At 69.1% G+C, this 17048-nt stretch carries 17 protein-coding genes; 10 read left to right on the plus strand and 7 right to left on the minus strand.

Going from position 1 to position 17048, the window contains the following annotated elements; all coding sequences use genetic code 11:
* Positions 1 to 189 precede the first annotated feature (189 nt).
* The 3 genes from P2Q00_RS37485 (at position 190) to P2Q00_RS37495 (ending at position 2009) form a co-directional block, all read left to right on the plus strand.
* Positions 190 to 777, plus strand: a complete 588-nt coding sequence (locus P2Q00_RS37485; protein WP_275778617.1) for a Uma2 family endonuclease — start codon at positions 190 to 192, stop codon at positions 775 to 777.
* Between the two features lie 14 nt (positions 778 to 791).
* Complete coding sequence (locus tag P2Q00_RS37490; protein WP_275778618.1) at positions 792 to 1433, plus strand: maltokinase N-terminal cap-like domain-containing protein; 642 nt, start codon at positions 792 to 794, stop codon at positions 1431 to 1433.
* Between the two features lie 201 nt (positions 1434 to 1634).
* On the plus strand, positions 1635 to 2009 hold the full coding sequence (locus tag P2Q00_RS37495; protein ID WP_275778619.1) for a VOC family protein: 375 nt from the start codon (positions 1635 to 1637) through the stop codon (positions 2007 to 2009).
* A 62-nt stretch (positions 2010 to 2071) separates the two neighbouring features.
* Here P2Q00_RS37495 and P2Q00_RS37500 read toward each other — a convergent pair whose 3' ends face one another.
* Positions 2072 to 3013: a nuclear transport factor 2 family protein gene (locus P2Q00_RS37500; protein WP_275778621.1), complete on the minus strand. Its 942-nt coding sequence runs from the start codon at positions 3011 to 3013 to the stop codon at positions 2072 to 2074.
* A 150-nt stretch (positions 3014 to 3163) separates the two neighbouring features.
* On the opposite strand from P2Q00_RS37500, the gene P2Q00_RS37505 reads away from it, so the two are divergent.
* On the plus strand, positions 3164 to 4156 hold the full coding sequence (locus P2Q00_RS37505) for an aldo/keto reductase (RefSeq protein WP_275778623.1): 993 nt from the start codon (positions 3164 to 3166) through the stop codon (positions 4154 to 4156).
* Between the two features lie 213 nt (positions 4157 to 4369).
* Here the strand turns inward: P2Q00_RS37505 and thpR are convergent, their stop codons facing one another.
* Positions 4370 to 4936, minus strand: a complete 567-nt coding sequence (gene thpR / locus P2Q00_RS37510; RefSeq protein ID WP_275778625.1) for an RNA 2',3'-cyclic phosphodiesterase — start codon at positions 4934 to 4936, stop codon at positions 4370 to 4372.
* 26 nt (positions 4937 to 4962) lie between these two features.
* Between thpR and P2Q00_RS37515 the strand changes: the two genes are divergently transcribed.
* Entirely contained in the window at positions 4963 to 5469 is a 507-nt protein-coding gene (locus P2Q00_RS37515; RefSeq protein WP_275778627.1) for a GNAT family N-acetyltransferase, read from the plus strand.
* A 21-nt stretch (positions 5470 to 5490) separates the two neighbouring features.
* On the opposite strand, the gene P2Q00_RS37520 is transcribed toward P2Q00_RS37515, so the two are convergent.
* Entirely contained in the window at positions 5491 to 6897 is a 1407-nt protein-coding gene (locus tag P2Q00_RS37520) for an MFS transporter (protein WP_275778629.1), read from the minus strand.
* 24 nt (positions 6898 to 6921) lie between these two features.
* On the minus strand, positions 6922 to 7359 hold the full coding sequence (locus P2Q00_RS37525; protein WP_275778630.1) for a MarR family winged helix-turn-helix transcriptional regulator: 438 nt from the start codon (positions 7357 to 7359) through the stop codon (positions 6922 to 6924).
* A gap of 152 nt (positions 7360 to 7511) precedes the next feature.
* On the opposite strand from P2Q00_RS37525, the gene P2Q00_RS37530 reads away from it, so the two are divergent.
* Positions 7512 to 7694 carry a ribbon-helix-helix protein, CopG family gene (locus tag P2Q00_RS37530; protein WP_115907461.1) on the plus strand — a complete coding sequence of 61 codons (183 nt, stop codon included), beginning with the start codon at positions 7512 to 7514 and terminating at the stop codon, positions 7692 to 7694.
* On the opposite strand, the gene P2Q00_RS37535 is transcribed toward P2Q00_RS37530, so the two are convergent.
* Positions 7687 to 9138 (minus strand): NCS2 family permease, encoded by a 1452-nt coding sequence (locus tag P2Q00_RS37535; RefSeq protein ID WP_275778633.1) that lies wholly within the window; start codon positions 9136 to 9138, stop codon positions 7687 to 7689. The two genes, P2Q00_RS37530 and P2Q00_RS37535, sit on opposite strands and share 8 nt — an antisense overlap.
* A gap of 113 nt (positions 9139 to 9251) precedes the next feature.
* On the opposite strand from P2Q00_RS37535, the gene P2Q00_RS37540 reads away from it, so the two are divergent.
* Positions 9252 to 9533: a DUF2530 domain-containing protein gene (locus P2Q00_RS37540; RefSeq protein ID WP_275778635.1), complete on the plus strand. Its 282-nt coding sequence runs from the start codon at positions 9252 to 9254 to the stop codon at positions 9531 to 9533.
* A 130-nt stretch (positions 9534 to 9663) separates the two neighbouring features.
* Positions 9664 to 12057: an HAD-IC family P-type ATPase gene (locus tag P2Q00_RS37545; RefSeq protein ID WP_275778636.1), complete on the plus strand. Its 2394-nt coding sequence runs from the start codon at positions 9664 to 9666 to the stop codon at positions 12055 to 12057.
* Positions 12058 to 12076: 19 nt separating this feature from the next.
* Here P2Q00_RS37545 and P2Q00_RS37550 read toward each other — a convergent pair whose 3' ends face one another.
* Positions 12077 to 12964 carry a hypothetical protein gene (locus tag P2Q00_RS37550; protein WP_275778637.1) on the minus strand — a complete coding sequence of 296 codons (888 nt, stop codon included), beginning with the start codon at positions 12962 to 12964 and terminating at the stop codon, positions 12077 to 12079.
* Between the two features lie 181 nt (positions 12965 to 13145).
* Here P2Q00_RS37550 and P2Q00_RS37555 point away from each other — a divergent pair, with 181 nt between their 5' ends.
* Both P2Q00_RS37555 and P2Q00_RS37560 read left to right on the plus strand, forming a co-directional pair.
* On the plus strand, positions 13146 to 13376 hold the full coding sequence (locus P2Q00_RS37555) for a DUF7683 domain-containing protein (protein ID WP_275778639.1): 231 nt from the start codon (positions 13146 to 13148) through the stop codon (positions 13374 to 13376).
* 31 nt (positions 13377 to 13407) lie between these two features.
* Positions 13408 to 13731 (plus strand): hypothetical protein, encoded by a 324-nt coding sequence (locus P2Q00_RS37560; protein WP_275778641.1) that lies wholly within the window; start codon positions 13408 to 13410, stop codon positions 13729 to 13731.
* 70 nt (positions 13732 to 13801) lie between these two features.
* Here the strand turns inward: P2Q00_RS37560 and P2Q00_RS37565 are convergent, their stop codons facing one another.
* Positions 13802 to 16921, minus strand: a complete 3120-nt coding sequence (locus P2Q00_RS37565) for a sacsin N-terminal ATP-binding-like domain-containing protein (RefSeq protein ID WP_275778643.1) — start codon at positions 16919 to 16921, stop codon at positions 13802 to 13804.
* Positions 16922 to 17048: the final 127 nt, after the last annotated feature.

Consider the following 17048-nt stretch of genomic DNA (forward strand, 5'->3'; position numbering starts at 1 on the left):
GACCACACTGTCCTCAATAGGTAAAGAATCGAGCAGTTTGTCTTTTGAATTCTTCTCCCACAGGAAAGATCATTTATTCCCGGCGGGCGGTCACCCTGGGCGCTGATCCGCCCCGTGCCCCCGCCACCGTGCGTATCGTTGTACTGCGCGGCTGCACTTGTGCGAAGGCAGCCGGGGAGGAGCGCCACGATGACCGTCCTTGAAGACAGGATCGAGATGGCCGAAGCGAGCGGCGAGCTCACCCTGGACGTCATGTTCGAGTGGCTCGAGAAGATGCCCATCCCCGAGGGAACGAAGGTCGAGATCGTCGGGGGAAACATCTTCATGTCACCGCAGCGGCACACCCACTTCCAGATCATCTTCGACATCCTGGAGCAGCTGCGCGCCAAGTACCCCCGCACGCGGCTGGCGTCAGACGTGAGGATCGACTTCCCCGGCCGTCTGAACGGCTTCGCGTGTGACGTAGCGGCGGTGGCCGAGCGTTCGGTGAAGGACGACAAGGGGCGTTGGCGCTATCAGGACATCGAGTTCGCGGCCGAGGTCATCTCCAAGGACACGGCCGCCAACGACTACGGCCCCAAGAAGACCGCCTACGCCGTCGCCGAGGTCCCCGTCTATCTCATCGCCGACCCCTACCAGGCCAAGTGCCACCTCTACACTCAGCCCAACGACGGCGAGTACCTCACCGAATTGTCCGTCACCTTCGGGGCCGACGTCGACATGACCACCACCCACCTCGGCCTCACCCTCAAGACCGACGACTTCCCCCGCGACTGACAGAATCCGGTCGTATGGCGATCATCCACCGCACCACCCTCAAGCCGACCAAGGTGGAACTGCTCACCACCTGGCTGCCCACCCGCGCCTGGTACCAAGGCGGCCCGGCCGCACCGGAGTTGACCAAGGCCGGCGGCTTCCGGCTGGACGACCCGGAGGGCGAGGTCGGCATCGAGTTCATGGTCGCCACCGACGCGTCGGGCCCTGCCCCGGCCGCCTACCTGGTGCCGCTGACCTACCGCGGCGCCCCGCTCAACGGTGCGGAAGACGCCCTCGTCGGCACCATGGAGCACGGCGTACTGGGCAAGCGCTGGGCCTACGACGGCTGCCAGGACCCGGTGCTCCGCGCCGAGCTCCTGGCTCTGATCGAGGGCCGGGTCCAGGCCATGGCCCAGAGCATCACGGACACCCCCGACCATGAGGTGACCCGCGATTACGGCGGCGGCTCCCCCACCGTCAAGGGCCCGCTCACCACGGCCACCGACACCACCGAGAGCACCGAACTCCACACCGCCGACGGCAAGTTGCTCCGCGTGCACCGCATCCTGCGCCCGGCAGCGCTGCCCGCGGAGGGCGTACTCGGCCACGTCACCGGCGCCTGGCAGGCAACGGCCGACACCCGCGCCCGGGCCGTGTTCGTCACGCTGCACGCCTGACCGAATTTCCTGGTGTCCCTGTAGAGTCCTCCGACGTGAACACCGGACCGGCATTGCGCCACACACGGATTGGCCACCCGGTGGCCGACTGATCGCACGGCGGGTGCAACGAACGCACCCCCTCAGTTCCGCACGCGGACCTCCCCGCACTCGCGCACCGCGAGTCCGTTTCCCGCGTCGAACACCAATGAGGTCAGCCGAATGACAGCCACGTTCAACCACACCATCATCGCCTCCAAGGACCGCAACGAATCGGCGCGGTTCTTCCGGGAGTTGCTGGAACTCCCGGAGGCACCGTCCTGGGGCCCGTTCACCAACATCCAGCTCACCGACGGCGTACTGCTGCAGTTCGCCGAGCCGCCGGTGGAGATCCAGATGCAGCACTACGCGTTCCTGCTCGACGACGAGCTGTTCGACCGCGCGTACCGGCGGCTGTGCGACCGCGGCATCGAGCACTGGGCCGATCCGCAGATGCGCCGCCCGGGCGAGATCAACAACGGGCACGGCGGTCGAGGCGTCTACTTCAAGGACCCCGCCGGTCATGCGATCGAGCTGATCACCCGCCCGTATCTGTAGCCGAGTCAGGGCCTGGTCGGGTGCCGGAAACACGGCGCCCGACCGGGCGATCAACTGGCCGCCTAGAACATCCCGTTGCCGTTCGCCGAGGTGGCCGGCACGTCCTGGATCACGTCCCAGTGCTCGACGATCTTTCCGCCCCGCACCCGGAACAGGTCCACGATCGCCTGCCCGCGCTCCCCCGGCGCGTTCACGTAGTGGCTGTGGACCGCCACCAGGTCCCCCTCGGCGATCACCCGCTTCGGCGTGACCGTCAGCTGCGGGAACTGCTTGAAGTACGCGCCCAGCCCCGACTTCACGCCGTCCACACCGTCCGCGATGTTCGGGTTGTGCTGGTGGTATTCGGCACCCCAGTACCGGTCGATCGCCGACAGGTCCTTCTTCACCAGCAGTTGGTCGAAGGCGGCCGTCACCAGCTTCTTGTTGTACGCGGTGAGAAAGCCCGGCCCCGGCTGCTCGGTCCGCGGCAGGCTCACCGTCGAGAACATGTCGTTGCCGTTGGCCGACTTCTCCGGCACGCTCTGCCCGGTGTCCCAGTGCTCGGCGATCTTCCCGCCCTGGAAGCGGAAGATGTCGAAGACCGCGGAGCCCCGCGTCCCCGGCGTCGCGACGACGTTGGAGTGCACCAGCACGAGGTCACCCTCGGAGATGACCCGCTTGATGTCGTACGAGAAGTCCGGGAACTGCTGGTGGACGGACTTGCCCAGGTTCTTCAACGTCTCCGCCCCGTCCGGTGCGAGCGGGTTGTGCTGGATGTAGTCCGGCCGTACGAAGCGGTCCACGACCTCGGTGTCGCCCTGCTCGAAGACGCCCTTGAGGACACGGACGGCGACGGCCTTCTGATAGCCGAGGCGGGCGCAGTCGTCGTAGCCGAAACCGGTGTGCGCACCAGAATCAGAAGAGGCCGGCACGGACGCTACGGCAGGCACGGCGGCGGCGCCCAGCAGTGCGGCTGAGGCGAGGAAGGCGACAAGGGTCCTGCGGGCAGGCGTGGTGGGGGGCATGTGGCTCTCCAGAAATGGATATTGAAAGTTCAAGCTCACGCTTCCCACAGGAAAGCACTAACCAGCAGTTAGCGTCAAGATCTCCAAGACCCCCACGACCCGCCGAGCTCCCTTGCTTAGAGCGCACTCCACGCCGTTGGCTAGGTGGTCATGAAGTACACGCAGCTCGGACGCACCGGACTCAAGGTCAGCCGACTGGTCCTCGGCACGATGAACTTCGGACCGCAGACGGACGAGGCCGACAGCCACGCGATCATGGACGCGGCGCTGGACGCCGGCATCAACTTCTTCGACACCGCCAACGTGTACGGCTGGGGCGAGAACAAAGGCCGTACGGAACAGATCATCGGGAACTGGTTCGCCAAGAGCGCGGCCCACCGCGACAAGGTCGTCCTCGCCACCAAGGTCTACGGCAACATGGCCGCCGACGGCGACGCCTGGCCGAACCACGACAAGCTCTCCGCGCTGAACATCCGGCGCGCGGTCGACGCCAGCCTGAAGCGGCTGCAGACCGACCATATCGACGTCTACCAGTTCCACCACGTCGACCGCCGCACTCCCTTCGAGGAGATCTGGCAGGCGATCGACGTCCTGGTGCAGCAGGGGAAGATCCTCTACGTCGGGTCCTCCAACTTCCCCGGCTACAAGATCGCCCAGGCCAATGAGATCGCTGCCCGCCGCGGCGGGACCATCGGCCTCGTCAGCGAGCAGTGCCTCTACAACCTCGCCGAGCGGCGCGCCGAGATGGAGGTCATTCCGGCCGCGGAGGAGTACGGCCTCGGGGTCATCCCCTGGTCGCCCCTCCACGGCGGACTGCTCGGCGGCGTCATCAAGAAGGAGGTCGAGGGCGGGCGCCGGGCGAGCGGCCGGGCCGCCGACTCCCTCGCCAACACCACCATCCGCGCCCAGATCCAGGCGTACGAGGACCTGCTCGACAAGCACGGCGTCGAGCCGGGCGAGGCCGCCCTGGCCTGGCTCCTCACCCGCCCGGGCGTGACCGGCCCGATCGTCGGCCCGCGCACTGCGGAGCAGCTGGAGTCCGCGATCAGGGCTGTCGAGCTGGAGCTGAGCGAGGAGCTGCTGTCAGGCCTGGACGAGATCTTCCCGGGCCCGGGCCCGTCGCCGGAGGCCTTCGCCTGGTAGCGCCGCCGACGGAAGCGCCCTTCTTTTAGGGGCGCGGGGAACTGCGCGACAAGCCACGAACAACCCGCACCCGGCAACGAACGCGCAGTTTCCCGCCGCTACCTTGCCGAGCGCTACTTACCGAGGGCAGCCGCCAGCCCCACCACGACGAACAAAAGAACAAGCACACCGGCCATGATCCGGTTCCGGGTCTTCGGGTCCACGTACCCGAGCCTAACCGGCGCCCCCGAGCGGCCAACGGGCGACCGCCTCATACCGCGGCTGCTCCCCCGGCACCCCGGACCGCGGCAGATTGCTCCGCACCAGCACCAGCTCCGCCACCGTCCAGGTACGGCTCGTGAACTCCCCGAGAGCCGCGACATACGGCCGTACGTCCGCCGCGTCCCGACTGCGGGCCACGGTCAGGTGGGCCTTGTACCGCCGGTGCTCGTCCATCGCCACGCCCGCCTTCCGCGCCGCCGCCTCGGCACGTTCCGCCAACCGCCTCAGCGCCTCCAGATCCCCCTCCGCGCCCACCCACAAGGCCCGCCCGTGCCCGAACTGCCCACCACCCCGCAAGGCCAGCGCAAAGGGCTCGGATCGCCGCGCCGCCCGCTCCAGCCGAGCCGACAGATCGGCTACGACGCCGTCGTCCACCTCGCCGTAGAAGGCAAGTGTGAAGTGCCAGCCCGGCCGCCCGGTCCAGCGAAGCGAACCCGGCAGCTTCTTCAACTCGGCCACCTCGGCGGCGAGTTCATGGACGACCCCCTCGGGGGGCAGCACCGCGGCGAAGAGTCTCATACCGCCCACCCTGCCACCATGGACGCATGGAGATCACCATCAGAGAAGGCGGACCCGACGACATACCCGTGATCCTGGGCATGCTCGACAGCGGTGTGGAGTGGCTGGTCGCGCAGGGGCGGACCGGGCAGTGGGGGACGAAGCCGCTGTCGGAGAACCCGAAGGTGGCCGAGTCGCTCGCCGGGTACATGGACGGCGGCAGCGCGTTCATCGCCGAGGCGGACGGGGTACCGGCCGCGTCCCTGACCCTCACCGACGCACCCGGCTCCTACATCCCGCCGGTCGACGAGCCGGAGCGCTACATCCACTGGCTCGCCTCCGACCGCCGCTTCAAGGGCCACGGCCTGGGCAGCGCCCTGCTCGCGCACGCCGCCGAGGAGACCCGGCGCGCGGGCGTCTCGCTCCTGCGGGTGGACTGCTACGCGGGCGACGACGGCAGGCTCGTCCGCTACTACGAGGACAACGGCTTCGCCAGGGTCGAGGCCTTCACCGTGGGCGAGTGGCCGGGGCAGCTCCTGGCCCGGAGGGTGTAGCCACGCCCCCGGGCCGGGAGATCAGACCGCAGTCGCCAGCTGCTGCTGGGCCTCCCGCGGCACGAACCGCACCTGCGGATGGCCGCGGTTCCAGCCGACCGACAGACGCAGGTTGCCCACGCGGGCCAGGACCACGCCGATGGTGACGGCGGCCGCCGTGGCGATCGCGCCGCCGACGGCGAGGCCCGCCCGGACGCCGTACGTGTCCGTGATCCAGCCGGCGATGGGTGCGCCGACCGGGGATCCGCCGAGGAAGACCATCATGTAGAGGGCCATGACCCGGCCGCGCATGGCCGGGTCGGTGGCCATCTGGATGCTGGTGTTGGCGGTGACGTTGACCGTCATGCCGAACATGCCGATGGGGGCCATCAGCAGGGCGAACAGCCAGAGCGAGGGGGCGGTCGCGGCGACGATCTCCATCGCGCCGAAGGCCACCGCCGCCGCGATCAGGATGCGCATCCGGGCCGTGCCGCGCCGGGCGGCGAGCAGGGCACCCGACAGCGAACCGACCGCCATCAGCGTGTTGAAGAGGCTGTAGGAGCCGGCGCCCGCGTGGAAGACGTCGTTCGCGAAGGCGGAGAGGTAGACCGGGAAGTTGAAGCCGAAGGTCCCGATGAACCCGATGAGAACGATCGTCCAGATCAGGTCGGGGCGCCCGGCGACATAGTGCAGGCCCTCCCTCAGCTGGCCCTTGCCGCGCGGCGCCCGCTCTACGACGTGCAGGTCACGCGGCCGCATCAGCAGCAGACCGGCGACCGGGGCGACGAAGGACAGCCCGTTGAAGAGGAACGCCCAGCCGGTGCCCACGCCGGTGATCATCAGGCCCGCGACGGCGGGGCCGACCAGGCGGGCGGACTGGAAGTTGGCGGAATTGAGGCTGACCGCGTTCTGCAGCTGCTCCGGGCCGACCATCTCGGAGACGAAGGACTGGCGGGCCGGGTTGTCGACGACCGTGGCGAGACCCATCGCGAAGGCGGCGAGGTAGACATGCCAGATCTGGACATGGCCGGAGAGGGTGAGCGCGGCGAGCGCGATGCCGGTGACGGCCATCGAGGTCTGCGTGACGAGCAGCGTGCGGCGCTTGGGCAGACGGTCGACGAGGACGCCGCCGTAGAGGCCGAAGAGCAGCATCGGCAGGAACTGCAGTGCCGTCGTGACGCCGACGGCCGTGGCGGAGCCGGTGAGGCTGAGGACCAGCCAGTCCTGGGCGATGCGCTGCATCCAGGTGCCGATGTTCGAGACGACCTGGCCGCCGAAGAACAGGCGGTAGTTCCGGACCTTCAGCGAGCTGAACATCGAGGACTTGCGGGAAACAGCGGGAGAAGGAGACGAAGAGGGAGACGGAGAAGGAAGGGGAGAAGGAGGGGGAGGAGCAGGGGTAGTAGGTATCGGTGCGGGGGCGGAGTCTGCTCCGGGTCCCGAACTCAAAAGGGTTCGCCTCCTCGTTGTGGCTTACAGGTGTGCGAGCTTCTCCAGCACGGGGGCGGCGGCGCGCAGTTTGGCCCACTCGTCCTCGTCGAGGCCGTCGACCAGGTTGGCCAGGAACGCGTTCCGTTTGGCGCGGCTCTCCTCGAGCATGGCCTCGGCCTGCTCGGTCTTGGTGACGACCTTCTGGCGCCGGTCCTCGGGGTGCGGCTCCAGCCGGACCAGCCCCTTGGCCTCCAGCAGCGCGACGATGCGGGTCATCGACGGCGGCTGCACATGCTCCTTGCGGGCGAGTTCGCCCGGGGTGGCCTTCCCGCAGAGGGAGAGGGTGCCCAGCACCGACATCTCGGTGGGGCTGAGCGACTCGTCGACGCGCTGGTGCTTGAGCCGACGGGACAGCCGCATGACAGCTGATCGCAGGGAGTTCACGGCGGCAGCGTCGTCGCCATGGCTGAGGTCCGACATGTCTTTAGGATAACTCATTACTCTCGCTAAACAAGCTGGAATGCGCCGCGATTCCCGTGACCCGGGCCACTGAATCGGAACATCACTCATATGGGTGATCGAGACGCGGAACGTGACACACCGCGCCGAAGGGTGCAGCGACCCTCGTACCCATGGGGACCAGTGTGCTCAGCCTGCGGATAGACGGAGAGCTGCTCGAACGGCTCCGGCACCACGCCGCCAAAAGAGGAATGAGCGTCCAGGACTATGTCGTCCGGACGCTCATTCGCGATGACTTCGACGAGCGCTTCCAGTCCGCCGTGGAGGAGACGGAGAGGTTCTACGGCGTCACGTGAGGCCCAGCGCCGGCATCAGGTAGTAGAAGCCGAACACCGCCGCCACGACGTACATCGCTACCGGGATCTCCCGGCCCCGGCCGGCAGCCAGGCGCAGTACCACGAAGGTGATGAAGCCCATGCCGATGCCGTTGGTGATCGAGTAGGTGAACGGCATCATCACCATCGTCACGAAGGCGGGCATTGCGATGGTGTAGTCGGCCCAGTCGATCTCCTTGACCGAGCCGGCCAGGATCAGGAAGCCCACCGCGAGCAGGGCCGGGGTGGCCGCCTGGGACGGGACCATCGTGGCGACGGGGGTCAGGAACAGGGCGAGGGCGAACAGTCCGCCGGTGATGACGTTCGCGAAGCCCGTACGGGCCCCCTCGCCGACGCCGGCCGTGGACTCCACGAAGCAGGTGGTGGCCGAGGAGGAGCTGGCGCCGCCCGCGGCGACCGCGATGCCGTCGACGAAAAGGACCTTGTTGATGCCGGGCATCTGGCCCTGGGCGTCGGTCAGCTTGGCCTCGTCGCTGACGCCCATGATCGTGCCCATCGCGTCGAAGAAGCACGACAGCAGGACCGTGAAGACGAAGAGGATGCCGGTCAGCACACCGACATGGGAGAAGCCGCCGAACAGGCTGACCTTTCCGATCAGGCCGAAGTCCGGGGTGGCGACCGGGTTGCCGGGCCACTTGGGCGTCGTAAGACCCCAGGACGGGATCTTCGCCACCGCATTGATGATCACCGCGAGGACGGTCATCGTCACGATCGAGATCAGGATCGCGCCCGAGACTTTGCGGACGATGAGGGCCAGGGTCAGCAGCGTGCCCAGGATGAAGACCAGGACCGGCCAGCCGTTGAGGTGGCCGTTGCCGCCGAGCTGGAGCGGGACCGTGGTCTGGGCGGCGTCCGGGATGCGGGAGACGAAGCCGGAGTCGACGAGCCCGATCAGCATGATGAACAGGCCGATGCCGATGGAGATCGCCTTGCGCAGGCTGTAGGGCACGGCGTTCATGACGCGCTCGCGCAGTCCGGTGGCGACCAGCAGCATCACGACGAAGCCGGCCAGGACCACCATGCCCATGGCGTCCGGCCAGGACATCCGGGGGGCGAGCTGGAGCGCGACGACCGAGTTCACACCGAGGCCCGCGGCGAGCGCGATCGGCACATTGCCGACGACGCCCATGAGGAGGGTGGTGAAGGCGGCCGTCACGGCGGTCGCGGTGACCAGCTGGCCGTTGTCCAGGTGGTGCCCGTACATGTCCTTCGCGCTGCCCAGGATGATCGGGTTCAGCACGATGATGTAGGCCATCGCGAAGAAGGTGGCGAAACCGCCGCGGATCTCGCGCGGGAGCGTGCTGCCGCGCTCGGAGATCTTGAAGTAGCGGTCCAGCGCGCCGGATGCCGGCTGGGCCCCCGACTGGTCGGGGGCGGGGACCTTGGTGGGGGCCGAGGTGGGCATTCAGAGGTTCCTACGAGCAGAAGTGGACACACGGAAACTGTTTCAGTATGAACATATGAATCCTTGGGCGCTATCTCCGCGCGTAGATGTGATCGCCTCGTAAGCTGTCCCTCATGGCGAAGTGGACCCCCAAGCACGAGGCGCCGGAGCCCCTTGAGGGCCCCGTGGTCGCCACCATCACCGGCGGCACGATCCTCTGGTTCGTCCTCTTCCTGGTGCAGCTCCCCTTCTACGGCTGGTTCGACGACCACGGGCACCTGTGGTGGCTGTGGACCTGCCTGGCCGGAGGCGTGCTCGGGCTGTACGGCGTCTGGTTCGTCAGGAAGCGGGACGCGGCGATCAAGCGGGCGGCGGCACCGGAGTCGGGGTCGACCGAACAGCCGGTGACCGAGTAGGCCTCCGTGAGGAGTAGGCCTCGGTGACCGAATAGGCCGTACAACCAGCGCACGAGTTCGCTCCTCCCCAGGTCGGATCTTCCGGGCACTCGGCGGGTGAAGCCGTAAATCCACACGTACCGTCGAATGCATGACGCACATCGACGCGGGCGCGGAGCTCGACCCTGTGCACCCGGTACCCATCCCGGCGACGGCGCGCGGGCTGACCGCGGCCGAGGTCGCCGAGCGGGTCGCGCGGGGACAGGTCAACGACGTTCCGGTGCGCAGCAGCCGGTCGATGGGCGAGATCGTCCGGGCGAACGTCTTCACCCGGTTCAACGCGATCATCGGTGTGCTCTGGCTGATCATGCTGTTCGTCGCGCCGTTCCAGGACAGCCTGTTCGGATACGTGATCATCGCCAACACCGGCATCGGCATCATCCAGGAGTGGCGCGCGAAGAAGACCCTGGACTCACTGGCGGTGATCGGGGAGGCGCGGCCCACGGTGCGGCGGGGCGGGGTGACCGCCGCGATCAGCACCTCGGAGATCGTGCTGGACGACCTGATCGAGATCGGGCCCGGGGACAAGGCCGTCGTCGACGGGGTGTGCATCGAGGCCGACGGGCTGGAGATCGACGAGTCTCTGCTCACCGGTGAGGCCGACCCGGTGGTCAAGAAGCCGGGCGATCAGGTCATGTCGGGCAGCTTCGTGGTCGCCGGCGGCGGCGCCTTCAAGGCGACCAAGGTCGGCCGCGAGGCGTACGCCGCCCAGCTCGCCGAGGAGGCCTCCCGCTTCACCCTCGTCCACTCCGAACTCCGCACCGGCATCTCCACGATCCTCAAGTACGTGACATGGATGATGATCCCGACCGCGATCGGCCTGGTCATCAGCCAACTCGTCGTCAAGGAGCACGGCTTCAAGGACTCGGTCGCGCGGACCGTCGGCGGGATCGTGCCGATGGTCCCGGAGGGGCTGGTGCTGCTGACGTCGGTCGCCTTCGCCATAGGCGTCATCCGCCTTGGCCGAAAACAGTGCCTGGTCCAGGAACTCCCCGCCATCGAGGGCCTCGCCCGCATCGACACCGTCTGCCTCGACAAGACCGGCACCCTCACCGAGGGCGGCATGGACGTCACCGAGCTCAGGCCGCTGCAGGGCGCCGACGAGTCGTACGTACGCAAGGTCCTCGGCGCCCTCGGCGAATCCGATCCGCGCCCGAACGCCTCCCTCCAGGCGATCATCGACGCCTACCCGGACGTCGAGGACTGGCGCTGCACCGAGTCCCTGCCCTTTTCCTCCGCCCGCAAGTACAGCGGCGCCACGCTCAGCGAGGGCAACGGCGAGTCCGGTACGTGGCTGCTGGGCGCGCCGGACGTCCTGCTGGCCCCGGGCGACCCGGCCCTCGCGGAGACGGAACGGCTCAACGAGCAGGGCCTACGGGTGCTGCTGCTCGCCCGGGCCGGCCGCGACCTCGACGATCCCGAGCCCGCGAAGGGGGCCAGGCCCGCCGCCCTCGTCGTACTCGAACAGCGGCTGCGCCCCGACGCGGCCGACACCCTGCGCTACTTCGCCGACCAGGACGTCCGCGCCAAGGTCATCTCCGGCGACAACGCGGTGTCGGTGGGCGCGGTGGCCGCGAAGCTGGGGCTGACCGGCACGACCGTGGACGCACGCCATCTCCCCCCGGAGCAGGAGGAGATGGCGAATTCCCTCGACAAGGGCACGGTGTTCGGGCGGGTCACCCCGCAGCAGAAGCGGGACATGGTCGGCGCGCTGCAGTCCCGCGGGCACACGGTCGCGATGACCGGCGACGGCGTGAACGACGTACTGGCCCTGAAGGACGCGGACATCGGTGTTTCGATGGGGTCGGGGTCCGAGGCCACCCGGGCGGTCGCCCAGATCGTGCTGCTGAACAACAGCTTCGCGACGCTGCCGTCGGTGGTGGCGGAGGGCCGGCGGGTGATCGGCAACATCACACGGGTCGCGACGCTGTTCCTGGTGAAGACGGTGTACTCCGTCCTCCTGGCGATCCTGGTGGTCTGCTGGCAGGTCGAATACCCGTTCCTGCCAAGGCACTTGACCCTGCTCTCGACCCTGACGATCGGCATCCCGGCCTTCTTCCTCGCCCTGGCACCCAACAAGGAACGGGCGAGGCCGCACTTCGTACGGCGGGTGATGCGGTACTCGATCCCGGGCGGGGTGGTGGCCGGTGTCGCGACCTTCGTGACCTACCTGATCGCCCGTCACTACTACACAGGTCCCGGCCAGTTGGACGCCGAGACGAGCGCCGCGACACTGACGCTGTTCCTGATCTCGATGTGGGTGCTGGCGATCATCGCCCGCCCGTACACCTGGTGGCGGATCGCCCTGGTCGCCTCGATGGGCGTGGCGTTCCTCTTCGTACTGACCGTGCCATGGCTGCAGCACTTCTTCGCACTGAAGCTGGTCGGCGTGACGATGCCGTGGGTGGCGGTGGGTATCGCGGCGGTGGCGGCGGTCGCCCTGGAGGTGCTGTGGAGGGTGGTCGACCGCCGCTTTCCCGCCTAGCGGGTGCGGGTGCGGGTGCTTACTGCACGTCGACGAAGTCGCCGGTGGCGCTGACGGCCGGGGTGGTGGTCGTGCCCGCGAAGCTGTAGCGGTAGTAACCGTCGACGGTGGCCGTGGTCGTCGTCTTCAGGTCACCCGTGGAGTTCGTCTTGATGGTCTTCAGCGTGGTGTAGGTGCTGGAGCCCTTCTTGCGGAACTGCAGCTTGACCGGCTGGTTGGTGTAGCCGTGGTACTTGTTGTCCTCCCAGTTGGCACGGGAGAGCTTGCCGACGACCGTGATGGTCTTGCCCTTCTTCACGGGCTCCGGCGTGGCGTTGACGGTCAGCTTGGAGTTGCGCTGGACGAGGGTGGTGCCGAGGTCGCCCTGCAAGGAGTAGTCCCCGGTGCTGTACTGCAGGGCGATCGCGCCGGCCGACCACTTGCCCGCGTCCGAGTTGAGCAGGTCGCCGGCGGTGCCGCCCTCGTTGATCGGGAAGATGTCGATGTTTCCCTTGCAGGTGGCGGTGGTGTCCGAGGTGGCCGTGCAGGTGGCGGGCAACTCACCGCCGAGCAGGTTCTCGGCGCCGGCGACCGAGCTGCCCTTGTAGATGACTGGACCGCTGTCGAAGTCGCTGGAGTTGATGTCGTAGTTCGCTCCGTGGGTCAGCGTGTAGGTGACCGTGGTGGAGACGTGGTTCGTGGTACCGACCTTGACCGCCTTGGCGATCTTGAGGTTGGAGAAGGTGACGCCGAGGTCGGTCGCGGCGGTGGTGCTGCTGAACGCGGTCTTGCCGGACTGCGCGGCAAAGATCTTCGCGGCCTCCGCCTTGTACGACGTGGCGGAGTCGGCGGCCTGCGAGGCCGGCACGGCGAAGGCGGAGATGGCCAGGGCGCCGGAGACGGCGGCCACGGTGGCACGTATGCGCATGTGTTCCCCAACTGGAGAAAGTGATCGGGGAGCCTGTTGGCTCACGTGATCAGATCCGTGGCGGTTGTGCAAGGTTGTACAACTGAAGCGGATTTTTATTCGGGTATTACGAAGTTCTTGCGAAGCACGGATTTGAGATCATGGACATCGCCCATGCAGCCGCTTCCCGAAAGGTGACGCCATGAGACTCCTCGTCGCCCGCTACGCCAAGGACGAGGACACACCTGAATCGGTCACCGACGTCTCGTCCGTGGGGGCCGACGCCTTCGCAGCGCTGCTGGCGCTTCCCGCGGCTCGGCTCATCGATGTGTATCCGCTGCAGCGGGAGCACGTGGACGGCTTCCGTCATCTGACCGGCATGGCCCTCGACTTGGACCAATTCGAGTACTTCCTTGAGGTGGAAGCGGGCTGATCGGTCCTGCAACGACGCAGGCAGGAGACGCGTGAACGACAAGGGCCTCATCGAGAACATCCGCGACAGGCCGGGGATGTACGGCCTGGACGGCACGTACTACCCGACGGCCATGCTCGTCCTGGGGATCGACCTGGGTACGTCAGGGAGGTTGCTGGACGGGTTCCGCGAGTGGCTTCTCGCCCGCAAGGGTGAGGAGAGCAGCTTCATGTGGATGCTGCTCGTCCTCGAGGACGCCTTCCCCGGAACCGGCATCCACCACTGGAAATCGCTGACGGAGAATCAGCAACAGCCAGCGGTCGACCACCTGTTTGCCCTGCTGATCGAGTTTCTGACCGAGCGGGAGGCCGACTAGCCGGAACCGGCCGGACGAGAGAGCCGGCCGTTTCACCGGATTCTCCTCCGGTGAAACGGCCGTTTCGTGTTCAGTCGAACCAGCGGTCCCGCGCCAGTTCCTCCGTCCGCGAAGGATCCTCCAGCAGCGCCGCCACCTCGAAGCGTCGTGGCCACTGGCCCGCCGCCCAGGCGAGGCCCGCGGCGACGCCCTCCAGGGTGGCTGCGTGGAGTACGCCGTCGCCGGGCAGGCGCCAGTCCAGTTCCGTGCCGTCGACGAAGAGTTCCTCGTGTTCGATGTACGTCGACGGGGTCCGCGGCCCGAGGAGGATCCGTACCGAGTCCGGTACGTCGTGCTCGGTGCCCTCCGAGTCCACCTCGCCCGTCACCGACTCGCTGAGGCGCCGGACCTGGAACAGTTCCGCCAGTTCGGCGGCCCGTGCCGGGCGTACCGGGAGCAGGGGGACGCCCTCGGTGAAGGGGAGCAGGTCCGGGGAGTCGACGACCACCGCTTCCGCTGCGTCCACGACCTCGACACGGCCGTCCACGACGGCACGGAGTTCGTCCGGGAGGGTCACCTGGTCGGGGTCCAGGTCGGCCAACGCGCCGTAGAGGGCGTGCAGTTGGGCGCCCGTGACTTCGCGGTCCGGGTCTGCGAGGCGGTCCAGCAGTTCGGCCGCGCCGCCGGGCTCGTCGAGCAGTGCCGGCACCGACGTGCGTACGCCCAGTGCCCGCAGGACCTGCTCGTCGTCGAAGCCGGTGGCGTCGGCCTCGTCGTAGAGGCCTCGGAGGAGGGGGTCGCCGCCGGACGCCAGGAGGCCCGCGGGGCGGCGGCCGTCGAGGACCGGGTGGCCGCGCAGCCACCAGGCCGTGTACGGGCGTACGACCTCGTGGGTGCCGTCCGGCAGCAAAATCCGGACGGGCTGCGTCAGCGCATCGCGTAGGGGCGGCTGGGCGAGGAGGGCGAGGGCTTGCGGCCACTTGTCGTCGTCCACCAGGTCCAGGTCGCGTACGGCGATCAGTTCCGTGGCGACCGGGGGTACGGGGGTGTCCGGGAAGCGGTCGAGGACGTCCTCGCTCCAGACGTCCACGGCGTCGAGTAGGCCCGCGTCGTCGGGCTCGGCGAAGTCGCCCTCGCGGGGCTCCAGTTCGTCGGGGTCCAACACCACATCCGTCGCCCGTACCAGCGCGAAGTTGGCGAGGACTCCGCAGGCGGCGAGCGGCTGTTCGCCCCATCGCTCGGCCAACTCGGCGTCCACGGTGGCGAGTTCGTCCTCCCTGATGACCTGGTGGAAGGGGCTGCCGGGGAAGACGAGTTCACCGGCGGGGGCCGGTTCGCCGTCCTCGTCGGGGAGGGCGAGGGCGCCGAGCCACGGTTCGTCGCCCGGTTCCAGCGCCGCGTCCCGTACGAGGGCGAGGACCGTGTCGGCCAGCTCCTCCGCGTCGGGGGCGTTCTGCTCCCAGTCCAGCCCGCCCTCATCGTCGAGGGAGGCCGCCACGGCGGCGCGGACCTGGGGGGTCGTGAGGACCGCGCGCGGGGTCGCGGGCAGCGCGCCGAGCTTCTCCAGGAGGGGGTGGGCCGCGTCCGGGTGGGCGACCTTCAGGCCCAGGCGGGCGAGTACCTCCGGGTCGATGCGGGCGTCGTCGGGGGTGGGCAGGAGTACCTGTCGGGGGCCGATCGTCGTACGGCCGTCGGCGAGGGGGACGGGGAGGCCGGAGAGGCGGTCGGGGTCGACGCCCGCGAGGCTGTCGTAGAGGCGCCGCCACCAGTCGGGGTCCTTCTCCAGCCCGGCCAGGCGGTCGATCGCGTCGGTGAGCGGTACGCGGGCGACGCCCAACGTCCGTAGTTCCACGCGGCGTTCGAGACCGGCGGGGAGGAGGGTGGGCAGCACCTCCGCGAGGACCCGCACGGTGTCGGTGCCCGCGCCCTCCACGACCTCCGCGTCCCGGGGGCGCAGGGATTCGGGCAGGTCCGTGTCGCCGGAGGGTTCCAGGGCCGGGGGGAGGAAAGCGGTCCGGGGCAGGCGCTCCAGGATGGCGGCGCGCAGGGCGCCGTCCAGCTCGCCCTTGCCCAGCGGGCCCGGGACGAGGCCGATGATGCCTTCGCCCACCGGGCGCCAGTCGGCGAGGAGTTCGGTGTAGGCGTCGGCCGCGCGCTGGACCAGGTAGTCGGTCAGCGGGCCCGGGGCCGCGTGGCGGCGGGTGGTGTCCAGGGGGAAGGAGGCGATGAGGAGGGCGGGGACGCCGAGGGGCTCGTCGCTGGGGGTGGGGGCGTGGACGACGGGGGCGCTGCGGGGGTGGGCGGGGGTGCCGTCGGTGTCGGCCGGGACGGCCCAGGTGACGGACCAGTGGGGGCGCAGACGTTCCTCCACCGGGCGGTCGGCGAGGAGGTCGGGGGTGAGGGGGCCGTGGGCGGAGGCGGTGCGCCAGCGGGTGATGCCGTGTTCGGAGTCCTCTACGACGGTGAAGGGGCCGTCGGTGGTGCGGCGGAGGGTGCGGACGGTGTCGTCCGTCTCCACGACCACTTCCTCCAGGCCGGGGAGGGCGAGGAGGAGGGCGTCGTCCACGGCGTGCAGCAGGCGCTCGGCGAGGTCGGTGGCGGCCGGGTCGCGGAGCGGGAGGATGACGACCGTGTCGTAGGGGTCGGGGGCCGTGCCCTCGGCGGCGAAGGGGAGGCGGAGGAGCGGGACATGCCCGTCGCGCCGCCGGATTTCGTCCCCGAGGCCGGGGCTGTGCCGTGCCGTGTCCGCGGCCAGCTCGCGGGACTCGGCGAGGGACCAGCGGACGCCGCCGTGGCGGCCGACGACCGCCGGCTCGTCGGTGACGGCGATGACTGCGGCGAAACCGACGCCGAAGCGTCCGACGGCGCCTTCGTGGGTGTCCCGCTTGGCGGAGGCGCGGAGGGTGGCGAGGGACTCGACGCCGGCCGCGTCGAGGGGGGCGCCGGTGTTGGCGGCGGCCAGGACGCCGTCGCGGAGGGTGAGGCGGAGGCGGCCGGGGACGCCTGCGCGGGCTGCCGCGTCGGCGGCGTTCTGGGCGAGCTCGACGACGAGGCGGTCGCGGTAGCCGCCGAGGACCAGGTCCTCCTCGGCGTTGGCGTCCTCGCGGAAACGGGCGGGGCTGGTGGCCCAGGCGTCGAGTACGCCTCGCCGCAGGCGGGCGGTCCCGAAGGGGTCCGCGCCCTCGGGTGCAGGGCGCACGAACTTGCTCACGTTGGCTCTCCTCGTCGGCCCTCATCGGCGTGAGGTCGAAGGTACCGCGAGATGTTCTTCGCCCCCGCCGCCCCTACCCGTCCCGTCCCCGGGGGCTCCGCCCCCGGACCCCCGCTCCTCAAACGCC

Origin of the sequence: Streptomyces coacervatus (genome assembly GCF_029223485.1) — a bacterium.
Lineage (GTDB): Bacteria > Actinomycetota > Actinomycetes > Streptomycetales > Streptomycetaceae > Streptomyces > Streptomyces coacervatus.